Annotated in this window: 16 protein-coding genes; 6 read left to right on the forward strand and 10 right to left on the reverse strand. The window is 61.9% G+C overall.

All coding sequences use genetic code 11. From position 1 onward, the window contains the following. Positions 1-102: 102 nt before the first annotated feature. From guaA to guaB, 3 genes are read right to left on the reverse strand one after another with little or no spacing between them, the layout of a single operon-like run. Positions 103-1,632, reverse strand: a complete 1,530-nt coding sequence (gene guaA / locus PUQ42_RS09435) for a glutamine-hydrolyzing GMP synthase (RefSeq protein ID WP_273373206.1) — start codon at positions 1,630-1,632, stop codon at positions 103-105. 17 nt (positions 1,633-1,649) lie between these two features. Further along, on the reverse strand, positions 1,650-1,982 hold the full coding sequence (locus tag PUQ42_RS09440) for a DUF3795 domain-containing protein (protein WP_087308983.1): 333 nt from the start codon (positions 1,980-1,982) through the stop codon (positions 1,650-1,652). A gap of 13 nt (positions 1,983-1,995) precedes the next feature. After that, complete coding sequence (gene guaB / locus PUQ42_RS09445; RefSeq protein WP_273373208.1) at positions 1,996-3,474, reverse strand: IMP dehydrogenase; 1,479 nt, start codon at positions 3,472-3,474, stop codon at positions 1,996-1,998. A gap of 161 nt (positions 3,475-3,635) precedes the next feature. Between guaB and PUQ42_RS09450 the strand changes: the two genes are divergently transcribed. Beyond that, entirely contained in the window at positions 3,636-4,127 is a 492-nt protein-coding gene (locus PUQ42_RS09450; RefSeq protein ID WP_273373210.1) for a hypothetical protein, read from the forward strand. Between the two features lie 76 nt (positions 4,128-4,203). On the opposite strand, the gene panB is transcribed toward PUQ42_RS09450, so the two are convergent. Continuing rightward, entirely contained in the window at positions 4,204-5,019 is an 816-nt protein-coding gene (gene panB / locus PUQ42_RS09455) for a 3-methyl-2-oxobutanoate hydroxymethyltransferase (RefSeq protein WP_273373212.1), read from the reverse strand. A gap of 5 nt (positions 5,020-5,024) precedes the next feature. Next, a complete protein-coding gene (locus PUQ42_RS09460; RefSeq protein ID WP_273373214.1) occupies positions 5,025-5,591 on the reverse strand; it encodes an RNA methyltransferase in 567 nt (188 codons plus the stop codon). 87 nt (positions 5,592-5,678) lie between these two features. Here PUQ42_RS09460 and PUQ42_RS09465 point away from each other — a divergent pair, with 87 nt between their 5' ends. Both PUQ42_RS09465 and PUQ42_RS09470 read left to right on the forward strand, forming a co-directional pair. Further along, entirely contained in the window at positions 5,679-6,827 is a 1,149-nt protein-coding gene (locus tag PUQ42_RS09465) for a hypothetical protein (protein ID WP_273373216.1), read from the forward strand. 56 nt (positions 6,828-6,883) lie between these two features. Beyond that, a complete protein-coding gene (locus tag PUQ42_RS09470) occupies positions 6,884-8,560 on the forward strand; it encodes a glutamine--tRNA ligase/YqeY domain fusion protein (protein ID WP_087403567.1) in 1,677 nt (558 codons plus the stop codon). Between the two features lie 374 nt (positions 8,561-8,934). Here the strand turns inward: PUQ42_RS09470 and PUQ42_RS09475 are convergent, their stop codons facing one another. From PUQ42_RS09475 to PUQ42_RS09495, 5 genes are read right to left on the reverse strand one after another with little or no spacing between them, the layout of a single operon-like run. Continuing rightward, positions 8,935-9,945: a glycosyltransferase family 2 protein gene (locus PUQ42_RS09475; protein ID WP_273373218.1), complete on the reverse strand. Its 1,011-nt coding sequence runs from the start codon at positions 9,943-9,945 to the stop codon at positions 8,935-8,937. Continuing rightward, complete coding sequence (locus PUQ42_RS09480; RefSeq protein ID WP_273373220.1) at positions 9,932-10,849, reverse strand: lysophospholipid acyltransferase family protein; 918 nt, start codon at positions 10,847-10,849, stop codon at positions 9,932-9,934. The genes PUQ42_RS09475 and PUQ42_RS09480 overlap by 14 nt, the downstream gene beginning before the upstream one ends. 16 nt (positions 10,850-10,865) lie before the next feature. After that, positions 10,866-12,260 carry a TIGR00341 family protein gene (locus PUQ42_RS09485; RefSeq protein WP_273373222.1) on the reverse strand — a complete coding sequence of 465 codons (1,395 nt, stop codon included), beginning with the start codon at positions 12,258-12,260 and terminating at the stop codon, positions 10,866-10,868. Then, a complete protein-coding gene (gene rsmI / locus PUQ42_RS09490) occupies positions 12,241-13,008 on the reverse strand; it encodes a 16S rRNA (cytidine(1402)-2'-O)-methyltransferase (RefSeq protein WP_273373224.1) in 768 nt (255 codons plus the stop codon). Before rsmI ends, PUQ42_RS09485 begins: the two co-directional genes overlap by 20 nt. A 4-nt stretch (positions 13,009-13,012) precedes the next feature. Then, a complete protein-coding gene (locus PUQ42_RS09495) occupies positions 13,013-14,662 on the reverse strand; it encodes a hypothetical protein (protein ID WP_273373226.1) in 1,650 nt (549 codons plus the stop codon). A gap of 253 nt (positions 14,663-14,915) precedes the next feature. Between PUQ42_RS09495 and ychF the strand changes: the two genes are divergently transcribed. The 3 genes from ychF to PUQ42_RS09510 form a co-directional block, all read left to right on the forward strand. After that, positions 14,916-16,016, forward strand: a complete 1,101-nt coding sequence (gene ychF, locus PUQ42_RS09500) for a redox-regulated ATPase YchF (RefSeq protein ID WP_087403574.1) — start codon at positions 14,916-14,918, stop codon at positions 16,014-16,016. A 271-nt stretch (positions 16,017-16,287) separates the two neighbouring features. Then, positions 16,288-17,016, forward strand: a complete 729-nt coding sequence (locus PUQ42_RS09505) for an SIMPL domain-containing protein (protein ID WP_122121426.1) — start codon at positions 16,288-16,290, stop codon at positions 17,014-17,016. A gap of 104 nt (positions 17,017-17,120) precedes the next feature. After that, on the forward strand, positions 17,121-17,647 hold a 527-nt coding region (locus tag PUQ42_RS09510; RefSeq protein ID WP_273373230.1), incomplete at its 3' end, for a glutamate--tRNA ligase.

Raw genomic sequence — 17,647 nt, forward strand, 5'->3', positions numbered from 1 at the left:
GCTCTTAGCCGGGCTCTTAGTCAGGAGCGCAGAACCGGAACGGGAACCTGGGGAGTTCCGGCCGCCCCTAAAACCCGACTCTTAGTCGGGCTCTTAGCCGGGTTACTCCCACTCGATCGTTGCGGGCGGTTTCGAGGAGATGTCGTAGACTACGCGGTTGACCCCCTTGACCTTGTTGATGATCTCGTTCGAGACATCGGCCAGGAATTCGTAGGGAAGGTGAACCCAGTCGGCCGTCATGCCGTCGGTCGAGGTCACGGCTCGCAGCGCTACACAGCTCTCATAGGTGCGCTCGTCGCCCATCACGCCAACGCTCTTCACTGGAAGCAGGATGGCTCCCGCCTGCCAAACCTTGTCGTAAAGTCCGGCAGCGTGCAGGGCGTCGATATAAATTTTGTCCACGTTCTGAAGAATCTCGACCTTCTCGGGGGTGATGTCACCCAGAATGCGGATGGCAAGGCCCGGTCCCGGGAAGGGATGGCGGCCAATCAGATGCTCGGAGATGCCCAGCGAACGGCCTACGCGGCGCACCTCGTCCTTGAACAGCAGCCGCAGCGGCTCAATAATCCGCAGATTCATCTTCTCGGGCAGTCCACCCACGTTGTGGTGCGACTTGATCGTGGCCGAAGGCCCGTTCACGGAGCACGACTCGATTACGTCGGGATAGATCGTCCCCTGAGCCAGCCAGCGGACATCCTTGATCTGCATGGCCTCCTCGTTGAAGACCTCCACGAAATCACGGCCGATGATCTTGCGCTTCTTCTCGGGATCGGTGACGCCGGCCAGATCGCCCAGGAACTTCGCTCCGGCCTTCACCCCCTTGACATTGAGCCCCATGTTCTCGTACGAGGCCAGCACCTCGTCGAACTCGTTCTTGCGCAGCAGACCCGAATCGACGAAGATGCAGTAGAGGTTCTTCCCGATGGCCTTGTGCAGCAGCACGGCAGCCACCGACGAATCCACACCGCCCGACAGACCGAGCACGACCTTGTCGTTGCCCAGCTTCTCGCGCAGATCCCGAACGGTCGACTCGACGAAACTCTCCGAGGTCCACGACTGCGAGCAGCCGCAGATCCCCACGACGAAGTTCTTCAGGAGGTGCGTGCCGTCGGTCGAGTGGTAAACCTCCGGGTGGAACTGGATGCCCCACGTCTGCTCGCCCTCGATGTGGAAGGCGGCTACGCGGACATCCTCCGTACTGGCGACGATCCTGTAGTTGTCGGGGACGCGCGTGATGGTATCGCCGTGCGACATCCACACCTGCGTCGGCGAGGGAAGACCCTGCATGAGGGCATCCGCCGGATCACTCACCGTGAGCATCGCCCGGCCGTATTCGCGGCTCGGCGCCGGCTTGACCTCACCCCCGAAGGCGTGAGCCAGAAACTGCGCGCCGTAGCAGACGCCCAGCAGCGGCAGACGCCCCTTGATGGCCGAAAGATCGGGCGTCGGGGCCTGGGCATCGCGCACCGAATAGGGGCTGCCCGAGAGAATCACACCCCGCACCGATTCGTCCAGCGTCGGAATCTTGTTGAAGGGGTGAATCTCGCAATAGACGTTCAGCTCGCGCACACGCCGCGCAATGAGCTGCGTGTACTGCGATCCGAAGTCGAGAATCAATATTTTTTCCTGCATGATAGTAGGTTTATGCTCTATTTTTTTACCGGACGATTGAAGGAGCCTGCCAGACGCATCTCTTCGGCAAATGCCGAACTGCCCGCTTCTCGAATGCGTTCAATGCAGCCGCGACGGTCGGAACGAAAGAGGAAGCCGAAAACCTTGCCGATAAAAGCGTTGAATTTGCGGCACTCGTCCAAAGGCATCAACGTACAATCGGCACAACTCTGCCATCCGTGTTCGAGGCAGCAGGACCGAATCTCACACCACGCTGCCTTCTCATTGGCATGGCATCCCGGACAAACTCCCTTACCGAACTTGCGGCATCCTCCGCAGAAAAGGCCGCAAGCCGCAACCTCCGGATTCATGGTCGTCCCGGATTTAGTGTTCGCTCGAGTAGTTCGGGGCCTCGCTCGTGATCGTCACGTCGTGCGGGTGGCTCTCGTGCATACCCGAAGCCGTGATGCGGATGAACTGCGCCTTCTGCAGCGTCTGAATGTCCTTCGCACCGCAGTAGCCCATACCCGAACGCAGACCGCCGATCAGCTGATAGACCGTCTCGCTCAGCGAACCCTTGAACGGCACGCGGGCCACGATACCCTCCGGAACGAGTTTGCTGATGTTGCCCTCGCAACCCTTCTGGAAGTAGCGGTCGGCCGATCCGGCACGCATGGCGTCGATCGAACCCATGCCGCGGTAGGCCTTGAACTTACGGCCGTTGTAGATGATCGTGTCGCCCGGAGCCTCCTCCGTACCGGCGAACATCGAACCGATCATCACGCAGTCACCGCCCGCAGCCAGCGCCTTGACGATGTCGCCCGAGTAGCGCAGACCGCCGTCGGCGATCACCGGAACGCCCGAACCCTTGGCGGCCGAGGCGGCGGCGTAGATGGCCGACAGCTGCGGAACACCCACGCCGGCGATGATACGCGTCGTGCAGATCGAACCCGGACCGATACCGACCTTGATACCGTCGGCACCGGCGTCGATCAGGAACCTGGCGGCCTCACCCGTGGCGATGTTGCCCACCACGACATCCAGCGTCGGATAGGCCGCCTTGATCTTCTGGAGCGTGCGCACGATGTTGCGCGAGTGTCCGTGTGCGGAGTCGAGCACCACGGCATCGACATCCTCGGCCACGAGGGCTGCCACACGATCCATGGCGTCGTTGGTGATCCCCACGCCGGCAGCTACACGCAGACGACCCTTCTCGTCCTTGCAGGCATTCGGGTGATCCTGCACCTTGGTGATATCCTTATACGTAATAAGCCCCACCAGATGGCCTTCGTTGTCGACCACGGGGAGCTTTTCGATCTTGTTATTCAGAAGCACCTCCGAGGCGTGGGCCAGATCGGTGCGGTGGGTGGTGATCAAGCGGTCGCCCGGGGTCATCACCTCCTCGATGCGGCGCGACATGTCGGGCTGGAAGCGAAGGTCCCGGTTGGTGACGATGCCGATCAGGCGGAACTCGCCGTCCACGACCGGAATACCGCCGATCTTGTTCTCCTTCATCAGATTCAGGGCATCGCCCACGGTGTTGTCCTTCGAGATGGTGATCGGGTCGTAGATCATGCCGTTTTCGGCTCGCTTCACACGACGCACCTGAGCTGCCTGCTCGGCAATCGTCATATTCTTGTGGATCACGCCGATACCACCTTCACGCGCCAGTGCAATGGCCAACGGAGCCTCGGTCACGGTATCCATCGCCGCAGAAACGATGGGGATGTTGAGCTTGATATTTCGCGAGAAACGGGTCTGGACATTGACCTCTCGCGGCAACACTTCCGAATAGGCGGGTACGAGCAGCACATCGTCGAACGTAAGTCCTTCGGGCTGAACCCTTTCATTGATAAAAGACATAATGAACGTGGATTTTTGTTGCTCGCAAAAGTAATCATTTTTTTCGAAACAGCCTAAAATCAGCCTCCCGAACATCGACTTTTTATCAACATTTTATCAAGAAAGTTGGCCGGTACGCTTTTTTTCCTATTTTTGCCCCATAACCGACAAACCTCGCAAGGATGAAAACACGCCATCTCTATCCGGCCCTCGCCCTGCTGCTTCTGGCGGCAGGCTGCGGAACCCGACCGTCGGGAAAGCCGGCCGACGCCTCCGGTCAATCCGCCACCGCCGTCTTCGAAGCATCGCCCGACCGCCGGCCCGCCCCCGGCCTCAAGCTCGCCGACAGGCGCGAGAACCTCGACGCGGCCTTGCACATCGACTCCCTCACGACGCTCCGCGGCCGGGTCGTCGTAGCCCACGAAGTGCGCTCGTTCACCCCCGAGGGTCGGCAGGCCGAATACTGGCTCGTCGATCCGAGCGGCGCCCTCGAACGGGAATACGACCGGGTGAGCGGCGGCGCAACCGACGGAATGCCGCTCCGTGCCGAGTTGGAACTCCGCTACAAGGGACCTTCGGACGAGGGCTTTGCCGCCGAATATGCCGGCGTCTTCGAGGTCGTGCGCATCCTCGCCATGGAGCGGGAGCATCCTGCCCGAGACCTGCCCCAATAAGAGAAAACGGGTGTCGTCCAACGACGACACCCGTTTTCTCTTGCGGCCTCTGGCTCCAGGCCCCCGGCTCCCGGGATCAGTACTGCTCCTTCTCGTTGGGGAAGTCGCACGACTTGACGTCCTGCACATACTGCCCGACAGCCTCGGTCATCACCGTATGCAGATCGGCGTAGCGGCGCAGGAAACGCGGCGAGAAGCCCTTGTTGATGCCCAGCATGTCGTGGATCACCAGCACCTGGCCGTCGCAGCCCGGACCGGCTCCGATACCGATCGTCGGCGTCGGGATCTCGCTGGTCACCCGCGTGGCAAGCGCTGCCGGGATCTTCTCGAGCACGATGCCGAAGCAGCCCGCCTCGCTCAGCAGATGGGCGTCGTGGACCAGCTTCTCGGCTTCGGCCTCCTCCTTGGCCCGCACGGCGTAGGTACCGAACTTATGGATCGACTGCGGCGTCAGCCCCAGGTGACCCATCACCGGAATGCCGGCCGAGAGGATGCGCTGCACCGACTCGAGGATCTCCTCACCGCCCTCGATCTTCACGGCATCGGCCTCGGTCTCCTTCATGATGCGGATGGCCGAATCGAGCGCCACCTTCGAGTTGCCCTGGTAGGTGCCGAACGGAAGGTCGACAACCACCAGCGCCCGGTTGACGGCGCGCACCACCGAACGGGCATGGTAGATCATCATATCGAGCGTAATGGGAAGCGTCGTCTCGTAACCGGCCATCACGTTGGCCGCCGAGTCGCCCACCAGGATCACGTCGACACCCGCGGCATCGACGATCTTGGCCATCGAATAGTCATACGAGGTCAGCATGGCGATCTTCTCGCCGCGCTGCTTCATCTCCGTCAGGCGATAGGTCGTCACCGCCCGAACTGTACTTTCTACGGACATTTCTTTCAGTTTTTAGGATTTTCAGCGCGGCAAAGATAACGCTTTGCGTAGTTTTGGCAAAAAAATTGCCACAGAACAACCCCTCCCGACACCGCGACGTTGATCGAATGTTTCGTCCCGGCCTGCGGGATCTCCAGCGCACCGTCGCAGAGGTCCACCACCTGCTGGTCGACCCCGTCAACCTCGTTGCCGAAAACCAGCGCATACTTCGCATCGGACTCCGGTGCAAAGTCATCGAGCATCACCGCCCCCTCGACCTGCTCGACGGCCAGCACCCGGTAGCCTTCGCCGTGCAGCGCCTCGACGCATGCCGCGGTCGACTCCCAATGGCCCCACGACACCGTCTGGTCGGCACCGAGCGCCGTCTTGTGGATCTCGCGCGAAGGGGGCACGGCCGTGATGCCGCACAGCTCGATGCGCTCCACGGCAAAGGCGTCGCCCGTACGGAAAAACGCACCGACGTTCTGCGCCGAACGCACGTTGTCCAGCACCACCCGCACCGCCATCTTCCGGCTGCGGGCAAACTCCTCGGGCGTCGGACGCCCCAACTCTTCGTTCGTAATTTTACGCATATCGGGTCGAAATGAGTGATTTCGGCGGCAAAAGTAAGCAAATAAAAAATATTTTATCTAATTTTGAGGCCTCAATTCAACAGTACCATGTCTCTGAAAAAAGTCTTCGCTCTGGCCGCCGCTCTCGTCATTTCGGGAGGCAGCCTGTATGCCCAGAAGATCCTCGTCGGCGCCGACTTCGAAACCCGATTCGACAACCGCGAATACGCCAACAACGACTTCAACGAATCTCAGACGCTCTTCAGCGCCCGCCTCACCCCGCGCATCGGGATCGAATGGCAGGAGAAGAACCAGTTGGTCGTCGGCGTCGAGATGATGCAGAACTTCGGCCAGTACAACCCCCAGGGCGACCGTTTCCTGAGCGACGTCAAGCCGCTGATGTACTACCGCTTCAAGACCGCGAACGTCCAGGCCAATGCCGGTATCTTCAACCGCAAGGAGCTCATGGGCGACTACTCCACGGCCTTCTTCAGCGACTCGACCCGCTTCTACCACAACCGCCTCTCGGGATTCCTCGGACGCTACGTCTCCACCCAACGCCAAAAGACCTACGTCGAACTGGCCGTCGACTGGGAGGGCATGTACTCCGAAGCCTCGCGCGAGATGTTCCGCATCCTCTCGGCCGGCCGCTACACCACCCGCCCCGGATTCTACGTCGGATACGCCTTCTCGATGTTCCACTTCGCCGGTTCGAAGCTCAACGAGAACGTCACGGACAACCTGCTCATGAACCCCTACATTGGCTGGGAGTTCAACGCCTTTTTCGACTTCGACATCCAGGGAGGTCTGCTCTTCGCCCCGCAGCGCGGCCGCAGCGTCGACCACACCTGGCGCAAACCCTACGGCGGTCAGTTGGACGTCACCATCTCGCGCTGGGGCCTCAAGATCGAGAACAACCTCTATCTGGGCAAGAACCTCCAGCCGCTGCGCAACTACGTGGCCAATCCCCTGACGGGGGGGGGCCTTACCTACGGCCAGGACGGCCTCTATGCCGGAGAGTCGTTCTACGCGACCACCAAGCACATCTACAACCGCACGTGGGTCGGCTACGATCGCAAATTCTTCCACGACACGATGCACGTCGAGGCCGGCATGGTCTTCCACTACGACGGAACGGGACTCGGCACGCAGCAGGTCGTCCAGCTGTCGGTCGACATCCAGCGGCTCTTTGACATCGGCCCCCGAAAGCCGGCACCCCACCGTCCGGGGCCCGCACCGCGCCCCTGCTGCTACTGATCCGCAGCCCGTTTGACCGACCATTCATTCACGCACAAGCAAATTCACGAAAAAATATGGCAAGCGAAATCAACGAAACCCGAGAGAAGCCGCGCAACTTCCTCGAAGAGATCATCGAAGAGTCCATCGCCAACGGCGTCACCGAAATACAGACCCGTTTCCCGCCCGAACCCAACGGATACCTCCATATCGGCCACGCCAAGAGCATCTGCATCAACTTCGGACTGGCCAAGAAATACGGCGGCAAGTGCAACCTGCGCTTCGACGACACGAACCCCGTCAAGGAGGACGTCGAGTATGTCGACTCGATCAAGCGCGACATCCACTGGCTGGGCTTCGACTGGGCGCTGGAGCGCTACGCCTCGGACTACTTCGACCAGCTCTACGAATGGGCCATCGTCCTGATCAGGAAGGGGCTGGCCTACGTCGACGACCAGACCCAGGAGCAGATCCGCGAAAACCGCGGTACGGTCTCCGAACCCGGAAAGCCCTCGCCCTGGCGCGACCGTTCGGTCGAGGAGAACCTCGATCTGTTCCAGCGCATGAAGGCCGGCGAATTCCCCGACGGTTCGAAGGTCCTGCGCGCCAAGATCGACATGGCCCATCCGAACATGCTCTTCCGCGACCCGATCATGTACCGCATCATCCACGCCGAACACCACCGCACGGGCAACAAGTGGTGCATCTACCCGATGTACGACTACGCCCACGGCCAAAGCGACTCGATCGAGCACGTCACCCACTCGATCTGCACGCTGGAGTTCGACGTCCACCGTCCGCTCTACGACTGGTTCATCCAGGCGCTGGGCATCTTCCCGTCGCACCAGTACGAATTCGCGCGGCTGAACCTCACCTATACGCTCATGTCGAAACGCCGCCTGCTGAAGCTCGTGCAGGAGGGGGCCGTCATGGGCTGGGACGACCCGCGCATGCCGACGATCTGCGCCCTGCGCCGCAAGGGTTACACCCCGGCATCGGTGCGCAACTTCGCCGAGATGGTCGGCGTGGCCAAGCGCGACAACGTCATCGATCTGGCCAAACTCGAATACTGCGTCCGCGAGGATCTGAACAAGGTCGCCGAGCGCCGCATGGCCGTGCTCAACCCCCTGAAGGTGACCGTCACCAACTACCCCGAGGGCAAGACCGAACTGTTCACCGCCGTGAACAACCCCGAGGACGAGGCCGCCGGCACGCGTCAGGTTCCTTTCTCGCGCGTGATCTACATCGAGCGCGACGACTTCATGGAGAATCCCCCGAAGAAGTTCTTCCGCCTGCAGCCCGGCGGCGAGGTACGCCTGCGCTACTCGTACCTGATCAAGTGCGAGGAGGTGGTCAAGGATGCCCAGGGCAACATCACCGAGCTGCGCTGCACGTATGACCCGATGTCCGGAAACGGCTCGTCGAGCGACGGCCGCCGCGTGAAGGGCGTCATCCACTGGGTATCGGCCCAGGATGCGCTGGAGGCCGAGATCCGGCTCTTCAACCCGCTCTTCACGAAGGAGAACCCCGACGACGTCGAGGAGGGCCAGACCTGGGAGGACAACCTCAACCCCGAGTCGATGGTCAAGATCAAGGGCTACCTCGAGCCCTCGCTGCGCGACATCCCCGTGGGACAGGCCGTACAGTTCGAACGCGTGGGCTACTTCTGCCCCGATACGGACTCGACGCCCGACCATCTGGTCTTCAACCGCACCGTGACGCTCAAGGACTCCTGGGCCAAGATCAACAAATAGATCGAACACGGCACTCCGCACTACGGAGCGCACACGAAAAACACCCGGCCTCGCACAAGGCCGGGTGTTTTTGTTGGTTGGGTCCCGAACAATCCGGGATGCTTCGCAGGGATTCCATCGGCAACGTGAGAAAACGGACCGCAGTTCCGCAGGCAGGGTCAGGTACCGGACGGTCGGGCACCTGCCGGAAGAGGCATTTGAACGGAAGGCGCAAGAGCCGGACATCTCGCAGACGAGGGGACGGCGGGGATTCGGACCGGCAGACGAGCGGCAGGCAGGCCGCCGGCAGAGCGGCAAACAGAGCGGCAAACAGAGCGGCGGGCAGAACGGCAGGCAGGCAAACAGAACGGCAGGCAGAGCGGGCCCGCACCGAATTACATCAACTTCCCGAAGGTGCGGCCGCCCAGCATGTAACGCACCACGATCGAACCGTGGTAGATGTGCCGGGCCTCGGCCTTGCGCGAGGAACGGATCGCCCGCCGCTTTTCGGCCAGCGCGCCGTGCCAGCGCAGGAAGTCCCGCCAGGCCCGGAAGACGGCCCGGAAATTGTCGGCACGCCCCTGCGCCAGATACGACAGGGCCGCCAGCAGGTCCAGCACCGGACGCGCCACGGCAACCAGTGCCCGCTGTCCGGGCGAGGAGCATTTGTAGAGCATGGCCAGGTTGTTGCGGTGGTTGTAGAAGACCTTCGACGGCGAGTCGGTCTGCAGCGTCCCGCCCCCCAGGTGGTAGACCCGGCTCTCGGGAACCACCCGCACGCGGTAGCCCGCCAGCTGCATCCGCCAGCAGAGGTCGATCTCCTCCATGTGGGCGAAGAAGTCGTCGTCGAAGCCCCCCAACCGGTGGAAAAGCTCCGCCCGGCAGCAGAAGGCCGCCCCGCTCACCCAGAACAGGTCGCGCGCATCGTCGTACTGGCCCCGATCCTCCTCCACCGTGCGCAGGATCCGACCCCGGCAGAAGGGATAACCCAGCCAATCGACATATCCGCCCGAAGCTCCGGCATACTCGAACATCCGCCGATCCTCCGAGGAGATCAGCTTCGGCGAGACCACCCCCACGTCGGGATTTCGGTCCAGCGCCTCCACCAACGGGCCGAGCCACCCCCGGGGCGTCTCCACGTCGGAGTTCAGCAGCACGTAGTAGTCCGCCTCGATGCGCTGCAGCGCCCGGTTGTAGCCGCCGGCAAAACCGTAGTTGCGGTCCATGCGGAGCACCGTCACCGAGGGGAACTCGCTCCGCAAGACCTCCACGGAGTCGTCCGTCGAGCCGTTGTCGGCCACAACAACCTCCACACCGGCCGGTGCCGCAGCCACCACCGAAGGCAAAAAACGACGCAGGTGAGCTACGCCGTTCCAATTCAGTATGACGATCTTAACAATTGACATCCCGTTTGTGTTTCCAGCGTTTGTGCGACCAGATCCACAGTTCGGGACGACGGCGGATCTCCGCCTCGAGCAGTCGCACGTAACGCTCCGTAATTTCATTCTCCGCCACCGGCTCCACACCGTCGTAGATCGGCGCGAACGACATCTCGTAACGCCCCCTCGACAGGCGGTCCATCTTCACGAAATAGACCGGAAGATGACAGCGGAGGGCCAGTTTCTCACCGCCGTCGAAGAAGATCGTATCCTGGTTCAGGAAACGGAACCAATGGCTGTCGGGACGCCGCGGCGGATTCTGATCGGCGATCAGCCCCATCACAAGATTCCTGCCATGAAGCCCCTTGCCGCGGTTGCGCAGGAAGAAGCGCAGGCTTTCGTTCATCGAGACCGTCGTGGCATGGTCGCCGTTGCGCAACCGCTGGTAGAAGGCCTCCATGATCTTGCTGCGCAACGGGTGGTAGACCGCCACGATGATCTGCGACGGCACGTAGAGCCCCCAGAAAGAGCTGTACTCCCAACATCCGAAGTGGGCCGTCATGGCGATCCAGTCGCGTCCCTCGACCCGCTGGCGATGCTCCTCCAGTCCGCGGATGGTCAGCGAACGGTGCCATTTGTGCGAGGTGAGATGGGCCAGATCGAGCGTATCGACGAAGATCTCGGCCAGCGTCCGGTAGAAGCGGCGCCCGATCTCCGCACGCTCCCCGTCGCTCTTCTCCGGGAACGAATTGCGCAGATTCGCGGCCACAACACCCCGCCGGTAGCGGATACCATAGTATAAGAGCAGATAGAGCAGATTCTCGACAATGTGATACTTGAACCAGCGGGGCATCACCGCAAAGAGCCGTGCCCCGACCCAGAGTGCCTCCAGACCGATCCGCTGCCAAATATTCATCTTCGGATATTTCATTACGGCCTACAGATCGTCAGGGTTCCACGAAAATTTTCACGTCCGCGACCTTCGTCCGCAGCCGCAGCCAGTTGCGGAGCGTCGTCTCGTCGAGCGGTCGCAGGCTGTCCCGACGCGTCACCACGCAGATCAGCGCCGTATCCTGCGGCACACCCTCCACATCGAACGTAATGCCCTTGGTCAGCGACACCGCCCGCACGTTCTCCATCAGCGCACCGATCTCACGCGAAACGTCGTTCACCCCGACATCCTCCGTAACACGGTAACGCTTCAGCTGCGACGACATCTCCTCGATGCGGCGGTTCTTCTCGGCCAGCAGCTCCTGATAGCTCTGCTGCAGCGACACCACATCGACGCGATCCTCCGTATTGGCCTGCCGCACGACCAGTTCCGTACGGTCGAGGCCGTAGCCGTCCAGCTGCGCCCGGGCACTCTCGATCACTTCGTCGCCCAACGCCTCGCCCACCAGCAGCAGTTCGATCCGCGATCCCTTGTGGGCATAGTGCTTGTTGCACTCGATGACGCGCGTCTGCGGGAAGTTGAAGACCTGCGCCACGTACTTGTCCGCCGCCGCCTCGAAGAGCGAAACCTGCACCATGTGGAAGCCGATCACCACACTCGGAATGAAGGTCACCAGCGTGATGACCATCATCAGCCGTTTGACCTTGCGTTCGCGCGCCTTGTCGATGAAGACCTTCTTTTCGTAGCCCAGGAAACGGACCATCACGTAGGTGGCCAGGGCGATGAAGACCGAGTTGATGAAGAAAAGGTAAAACGCCCCGAAAAAGAAGCGGAACTGTCCCGAGGCCAGTCCGAAACCGGCCGTGCAGAGGGGCGGGATCAGCGCCGTGGCGATGGCCACACCCGGGATGACGGTCGAGGTGCGGTCCTGCCGCGTCTGGGCCACGATGCCCGCCAGACCGCCAAACAGCGCAATCAGCACGTCGTAGGTCGTCGGGGTTGTCCGGGCCAGCAGTTCGCTGCTGTTCGACGACAGGGGCGAGATGAGGAAGTAGACCGTCGAGGTGACGATGGCCACGATGAACATCAGCGCCAGATTGCGCAGCGAACGCTTCAGCAGTTCAAAGTCGTTGATCCCCAGCGAGAGGCCGACACCCATGATCGGCCCCATGATCGGCGAGATGAGCATCGCGCCGATGATCACCGCGGCCGAATTGACGTTCAGCCCCAGCGAGGCGATCATCGTGGCGAAGATCAGCACCCAGAGGTTCACCCCGCGGAATTCGACCCCCTTGGAGATGTTGGCCACCACTTCGTCGCGCTGCGCCTTGTCGTCCTCCAGGTTGAACCGCCCCCGAAGGAATTCGCGCATCTCGCCCAGCCAGGCGGCAAACGAACGTTGCCGGTCGGTATGCGTGGTGTCGTTCCGGTTATTCATAATCGTTTTCATTCGGAAGGGTTTCGCCGCGATCGTCGGCATCGTTCTCCGCCCCGCTCTCCGCTCCATCCGCCTCCGACGGGCGGCGGCGCGACTTGCCGCGCACGACCAGGACAAATTCGCCCTTGGGTTCGTGGGTGCGGAAATGGTCGAGCACCTCGGCCAGCGTGCCGCGCACGGTCTGCTCGAACTTCTTGGTCAGTTCGCGCGAGACCGAGACTTCGCGATCCGCCCCGAAGCACTCGACAAACTGCTCCAGGCAGCGGACCACGCGGTAGGGCGATTCGTAGAAGATCATCGTGCGCTCCTCGTCGCGCAGGCTCTGCAGGTGTTTCATGCGGCCCTTCTTCTGCGGGAGGAACCCCTCGAAGCAGAAGCGGTCACACGGGAATCCGCTCTGCACCAGCGCCGGGATCAGCGCCGTGGCGCCGGGCAGCGTCTCAACTTCGATGCCCGCCTCGACACACGTCCGCACGAGCAGAAAACCCGGGTCGGAGATGCCCGGCGTGCCGGCATCCGAGACCAGGGCAGCGTCGTGTCCCGCAGCGATCGTCTCGGCGACCATCTGCACGGTGGCGTGTTCGTTGAACTTGTGGTGCGAGCGGAGTTTCTGCTCGATGCCGAGGTGTTTGAGCAGAAACGACGTCGTGCGCGTATCCTCGGCCAGGACGAAATCCACCTCGCGCAGCACCTTCACCGCACGCAGCGTGATGTCGTCCAGATTGCCGATCGGCGTCGGTACGATATAGAGTTTGGCCATGCCGTCAGGCGAATTTGCGTTCGAGAAGGTCCATCAGGAGTTTGGCGCCGTCGGAATTGGGGTTCCAGGCGTAATGCTCGGCAATGAAGATCATGCAGTCGTCGAGGTCGTCGAAGCCGTTGAGCGTCTCGATCGCCCGCTCGAAGGCCGCACCGTCACCGCCGAACAGGTCGCGGATCAACAGGAACTTGTCGTTCAGACCAATGGCCTGACGAAGGTCCGTGATCGGTTCGTTGTGAAGGATTTCCGACGCCATGTCACGCGGCGGCGCAATCGTATCGGCCAGCGTCTGCACGTGGGGGTTGATCACCTCGCCCAGTACCGCACCGGCCGACGCGATCGGCATTCCGCCCTCCGTCCGGCGATCGGTGTCGTCGGAGGCGGGATCAAAGGCCGCTGTCCTCGGCTTCGATTCGGGTTCCGGTGCGGGGGTCGGTGCAGTCGGAACCGATTCGGATTCGAGTTCTGATTCGGGTTCTGATTCGGGTTCAGTGAGTTCTGATTCGGGTTCAGGTTCGAGCTCGGGTTCGGGTTCGGCCGATGCCGTCCGGGCGGTCGACACCGTAGCCGATTCAACCGGGTCCGGAGCTGACGTCTTCTCCGACACTTCTTCGGAAGGCTGGTCGGCCCGGGCAGGTGCAGCGTGCGGCTCGGCAGTTGTCGGGCCTTCATCCGTCTGTTTCGACGTTGCTTTTTCGGTAAAGGCTTCGGAGCCGCGCTCAACCTCGATGATCTCGAAGGGTTGCGAGACGTCGGCCGACGTGGATGAGGCCGGAGAGAACGCACCCGGCGTCGGCGACGGGCGACGACCCGATGCGGCAGGTCGTTCCGGTTCGGGCGAAGGCCCGTAGAGCGACATGATGACCCGCTGTTTGTGACGGTGGCGGACCGTCTCCTCATCCTCCATCCCGAAAAGCGTAGGTGAAGCGGCATGGTGCGATTTCGCGGCGGCAGGTTCGGCGCTCCGGGACGAATCCAGCGTAACGGACACCTCCGGGGCATCCGGTTCGAGTATCACCGATTCGGGGGGCTCCGGCTCGGCCGTTTCCGATTCGGCTGACTGTGTCTCAACAGACTCCGCCGGCTGTTCTTCAACAGACTCGGTCGGTGTCGATGCGGAGGATTCGGCAGGCTGCAGTTCAACGGATTCAACCGGAGTCGATGCAGCGGGTTCAGTGAGTTCTGCGGTCTGCGGTTCGGCCGGCTGCGGTTCGGCCGGCTCGGTCGGCTCCGATTCGGCAGGCTGTGTCTCAGCAGGCTCCACCGACTGCTCTTCTACAGTCTCGGCAGGCCCCGGTTCGGCCCTTTCCGGTTCGGCTGGCCCCGGTCCAACTTCAGCGCCGAACGGCGCCGAGGGTTCCGCATAGATGGGTCCTTCGGGCTCCCCCAGATCGGGAAAGCCGTCCAGGGAAAGAACCGCCCCCAAATCAAGCGATTCGGGAAGCTCCTCTTCCGGCACTTCGGGCACCGCCTCGGCGGAGACCTCCTTCGCCTGCACGGCTCCGGGCCCGGCAAAACGGATCGCTTCGTAGAGGTCGCGCAACTTCTGCAGAGCCAGATCCCGCTCCACATCCGGTATCTGATCCGTCTGCGACCACCCGTCGATCAATGCGGCGAGTCGCTGCAGATCGGTTTGCATTGTTTTCCAATCCATCGTCCGTTTATTTTAGACCTTCAAAGATACGCATAAACCACCGTTCGGCAAAAAATCACGGCGATAATTTTCCACAAAGCCCCGCCCGGAGGCCTCTCGCATGCGCAGGAGGAGCCTTGCCGACCATTTTCCGGTCCGCAGCGCAAACCCGCAGCGGAAAATAGACCGCACGGGGTAAAAATTGCCGGCAAAGTTGTCTTTTTGCCCCCGACTTTTCGTATCTTTGCGCTGCGAACAAAAAAATTCGAAATACATGGCATTACAATGCGGCATCGTCGGTCTGCCGAACGTGGGCAAATCGACGCTTTTCAACTGCCTGTCCAACGCAAAGGCTCAGGCTGCCAACTTCCCCTTCTGCACCATCGAACCCAACGTCGGCGTCATCACCGTACCCGATCAGCGGCTGATCCGCCTGGCCGAAATAGACCACCCCAAACGGGTCATCCCCACCACCATCGAGATCGTCGACATCGCCGGTCTGGTCAAGGGCGCCTCGAAGGGCGAAGGTCTGGGCAACAAGTTCCTCGGAAATATCCGCAACACAAACGCAATCATCCACGTGCTGCGCTGCTTCGACAACGGAAACATCACCCACGTCGACGGTTCGATCGATCCGGTGCGCGACAAGGGCATCATCGACACGGAGCTCCAGCTGAAGGACCTCGAGACGGTCGAGAACCGGCTGGCCAAGACCCAGAAGCAGGCCACCTCGGGCGGCGACAAGAACGCCAAACGCGCCGTCGAACTGCTGCTCCAGTACAAGTCGGTGCTCGAGCAGGGCAAGAGCGCCCGCACCGTGGAGCTCGACAAGGAGGACCGCAAGCTCGTTGCCGACCTCAACCTGCTGACTGACAAACCCGTGCTATACGTCTGCAACGTCGACGAAAAGAGCGCCGCAACGGGCAACGCCTACACCGAGGCTGTACGGAAGGCCATTGCCGACGAAAAGGCCGAGATGCTCATCATCGCCGCCGCCACCGAGGCCGACATCGCCGAACTCGAGAGCTACGACGAACGGCAGATGTTCCTCGAGGATCTGGGGCTGGAGGAGTCGGGTGTGGCCCGGCTGATCAAAGCGGCCTACAAATTGCTCAATCTCGAAACGTTCTTCACCACCGGAGCCGACGAAACCCGCGCCTGGACCTACTCCCGCGGCATGAAGGCCCCCCAGACGGCCGGTATCATCCACACCGACTTCGAGAAGGGATTCATCCGTGCCGAGGTCATCAAGTACGACGACTACGTCACGCTCGGGTCGGAGAAGGCCTGCCGCGACGCCGGCAAGATCGGCATCGAGGGCAAGGACTACGTCGTGCAGGACGGCGACATCATGCACTTCCTCTTCAACGTCTGACCGAGCGGGGGGGGGCTAGGGCCCGGCCACGCAGAGACGAGGCAGGCATCCGCAGTGATGGGACCGAAGCTCCGCAGAGACAAGGCAGGCATCCGCGGTGATGGAGCCGGAGTCCCGCCGAGAAGCAATTAACGACCCGCGCAGACAAGCCGGCTCCAGACCACACAGCAAGAAGAGACCGCCCCGCCAAGGCACCAAAAGCAAACCCGGCGCACGTCGAAAATTCGGGATGCGCCCCAAAGACAACGGAAAACCTAAAAAACTGTTGACCATGAAAAACGCAAAGTACCTCCTTCTGGGCATCGCGGCCATCATTTGCGCCGCCGTGCTCGCCCGCGCCTACACCTACAAGTATCGCTCGCAGGACACGATCGTCGTAACGGGCCTCGGCGAAACGGAGTTCACGTCGGACCTGATCGTCTGGTCGGCCACCCTCACGGCCGAAGCCCAGCAGGTCGCCGCCGGATACGCCCAGATCGAACAGAGCAAGGCCAAAGTGCAGAAATATCTCGAAGAGAAGGGGCTGCCGGTCGATGCCGTGGTCTTCGAGTTCGTCAACGTCGACAAGCAGTTCGACCCGGTCTACAACGCCAACGGGAACTGGGCCGGGCAGCGCTTCAAATGCTACCAGCTGCGGCAGCGCTTCACCGTCGAGTCGCGTGACGTGGAGCGCGTCGAGACCATTTCGCGCGAGATCTCCTCGCTCATCGCCCAGGGCGTCTCGATCGAAGCCTACGCCCCGGACTACTACTACACGAAGCTCGACGACGTGAAGATGGGGCTGATCGAGACCGCTTCGGCCGACGCCCGGATGCGCGCCGAAAAGATCGCCGTCAACGCCGGCACGAAGATCGGCCGCGTGGCCTCGGCCCGCATGGGCGTCTTCCAGATCACCGGTGCCAATACCAACGAGGAGTTCTCGGCCGGCGGTTCGTTCAACACCGCAAGCCGCCAGAAGAAGGCCCGCATCACCATGCGCATCGAATACCGCGTGAAATAACCGGGGTCCTCAAGAGGAGAGGGGGGGGGCGCTGCCGGAAGAACAAACCGGCCAGCCACAAACCTCCGCGAAAAGAGATAAAACGACAAAAAACATAAATGTCCATGGAAAGACCTGTTCGGGTGCGCTTCGCACCCAGCCCCACCGGGCCGCTCCACATCGGAGGCGTCCGCACGGCTCTGTACAACTACCTCTTCGCCCGTCAGCACAAGGGCACGATGATCCTCCGCATTGAGGATACCGATTCGCAACGCTTCGTTCCCGGTGCCGAGGAGTATATCCTGGAGTCGCTCAAATGGTGCGGCATCCAGATTGACGAGGGTGTCGGCGTCGGCGGCCCCCACGCCCCCTACCGCCAGAGCGAACGCCGCGAAATCTACCTCAAATACGCCCTGCAGCTCGTCGAGTCGGGCTGGGCCTACTACGCCTTCGATACGGCCGAGGAGCTCGACCGCCTGCGCCATGAGGCCGAGGCCCGCGGCGAGGCTTTCGCCTACAACTATCAGGTCCGCGAAAAGCTGGCCACCTCGCTGGCCCTCCCGGCCGAGGAGGTTCGGGCCCGCATCGACCGCGGCGACCAGTGGGTCATCCGCTTCAAGATGCCCGAAAACCAGCTGGTCGAGATGGACGA

The sequence above is a fragment of the Alistipes megaguti genome (genome assembly GCF_944320325.1).
Lineage (GTDB): Bacteria > Bacteroidota > Bacteroidia > Bacteroidales > Rikenellaceae > Alistipes > Alistipes megaguti.

Excerpts from the sequence above, each read along its gene's own strand:
- guaA (WP_273373206.1), bottom strand. The coding sequence starts at position 1,632 with ATGCAGGAAAAAATATTGATTCTCGACTTCGGATCGCAGTACACGCAG.
- PUQ42_RS09440 (WP_087308983.1), bottom strand. The coding sequence starts at position 1,982 with ATGAATCCGGAGGTTGCGGCTTGCGGCCTTTTCTGCGGAGGATGCCGC.
- guaB (WP_273373208.1), bottom strand. The coding sequence starts at position 3,474 with ATGTCTTTTATCAATGAAAGGGTTCAGCCCGAAGGACTTACGTTCGAC.
- PUQ42_RS09450 (WP_273373210.1), top strand. The coding sequence starts at position 3,636 with ATGAAAACACGCCATCTCTATCCGGCCCTCGCCCTGCTGCTTCTGGCG.
- panB (WP_273373212.1), bottom strand. The coding sequence starts at position 5,019 with ATGTCCGTAGAAAGTACAGTTCGGGCGGTGACGACCTATCGCCTGACG.
- PUQ42_RS09460 (WP_273373214.1), bottom strand. The coding sequence starts at position 5,591 with ATGCGTAAAATTACGAACGAAGAGTTGGGGCGTCCGACGCCCGAGGAG.
- PUQ42_RS09465 (WP_273373216.1), top strand. The coding sequence starts at position 5,679 with ATGTCTCTGAAAAAAGTCTTCGCTCTGGCCGCCGCTCTCGTCATTTCG.
- PUQ42_RS09470 (WP_087403567.1), top strand. The coding sequence starts at position 6,884 with ATGGCAAGCGAAATCAACGAAACCCGAGAGAAGCCGCGCAACTTCCTC.
- PUQ42_RS09475 (WP_273373218.1), bottom strand. The coding sequence starts at position 9,945 with ATGTCAATTGTTAAGATCGTCATACTGAATTGGAACGGCGTAGCTCAC.
- PUQ42_RS09480 (WP_273373220.1), bottom strand. The coding sequence starts at position 10,849 with ATGAAATATCCGAAGATGAATATTTGGCAGCGGATCGGTCTGGAGGCA.
- PUQ42_RS09485 (WP_273373222.1), bottom strand. The coding sequence starts at position 12,260 with ATGAAAACGATTATGAATAACCGGAACGACACCACGCATACCGACCGG.
- rsmI (WP_273373224.1), bottom strand. The coding sequence starts at position 13,008 with ATGGCCAAACTCTATATCGTACCGACGCCGATCGGCAATCTGGACGAC.
- PUQ42_RS09495 (WP_273373226.1), bottom strand. The coding sequence starts at position 14,662 with ATGGATTGGAAAACAATGCAAACCGATCTGCAGCGACTCGCCGCATTG.
- ychF (WP_087403574.1), top strand. The coding sequence starts at position 14,916 with ATGGCATTACAATGCGGCATCGTCGGTCTGCCGAACGTGGGCAAATCG.
- PUQ42_RS09505 (WP_122121426.1), top strand. The coding sequence starts at position 16,288 with ATGAAAAACGCAAAGTACCTCCTTCTGGGCATCGCGGCCATCATTTGC.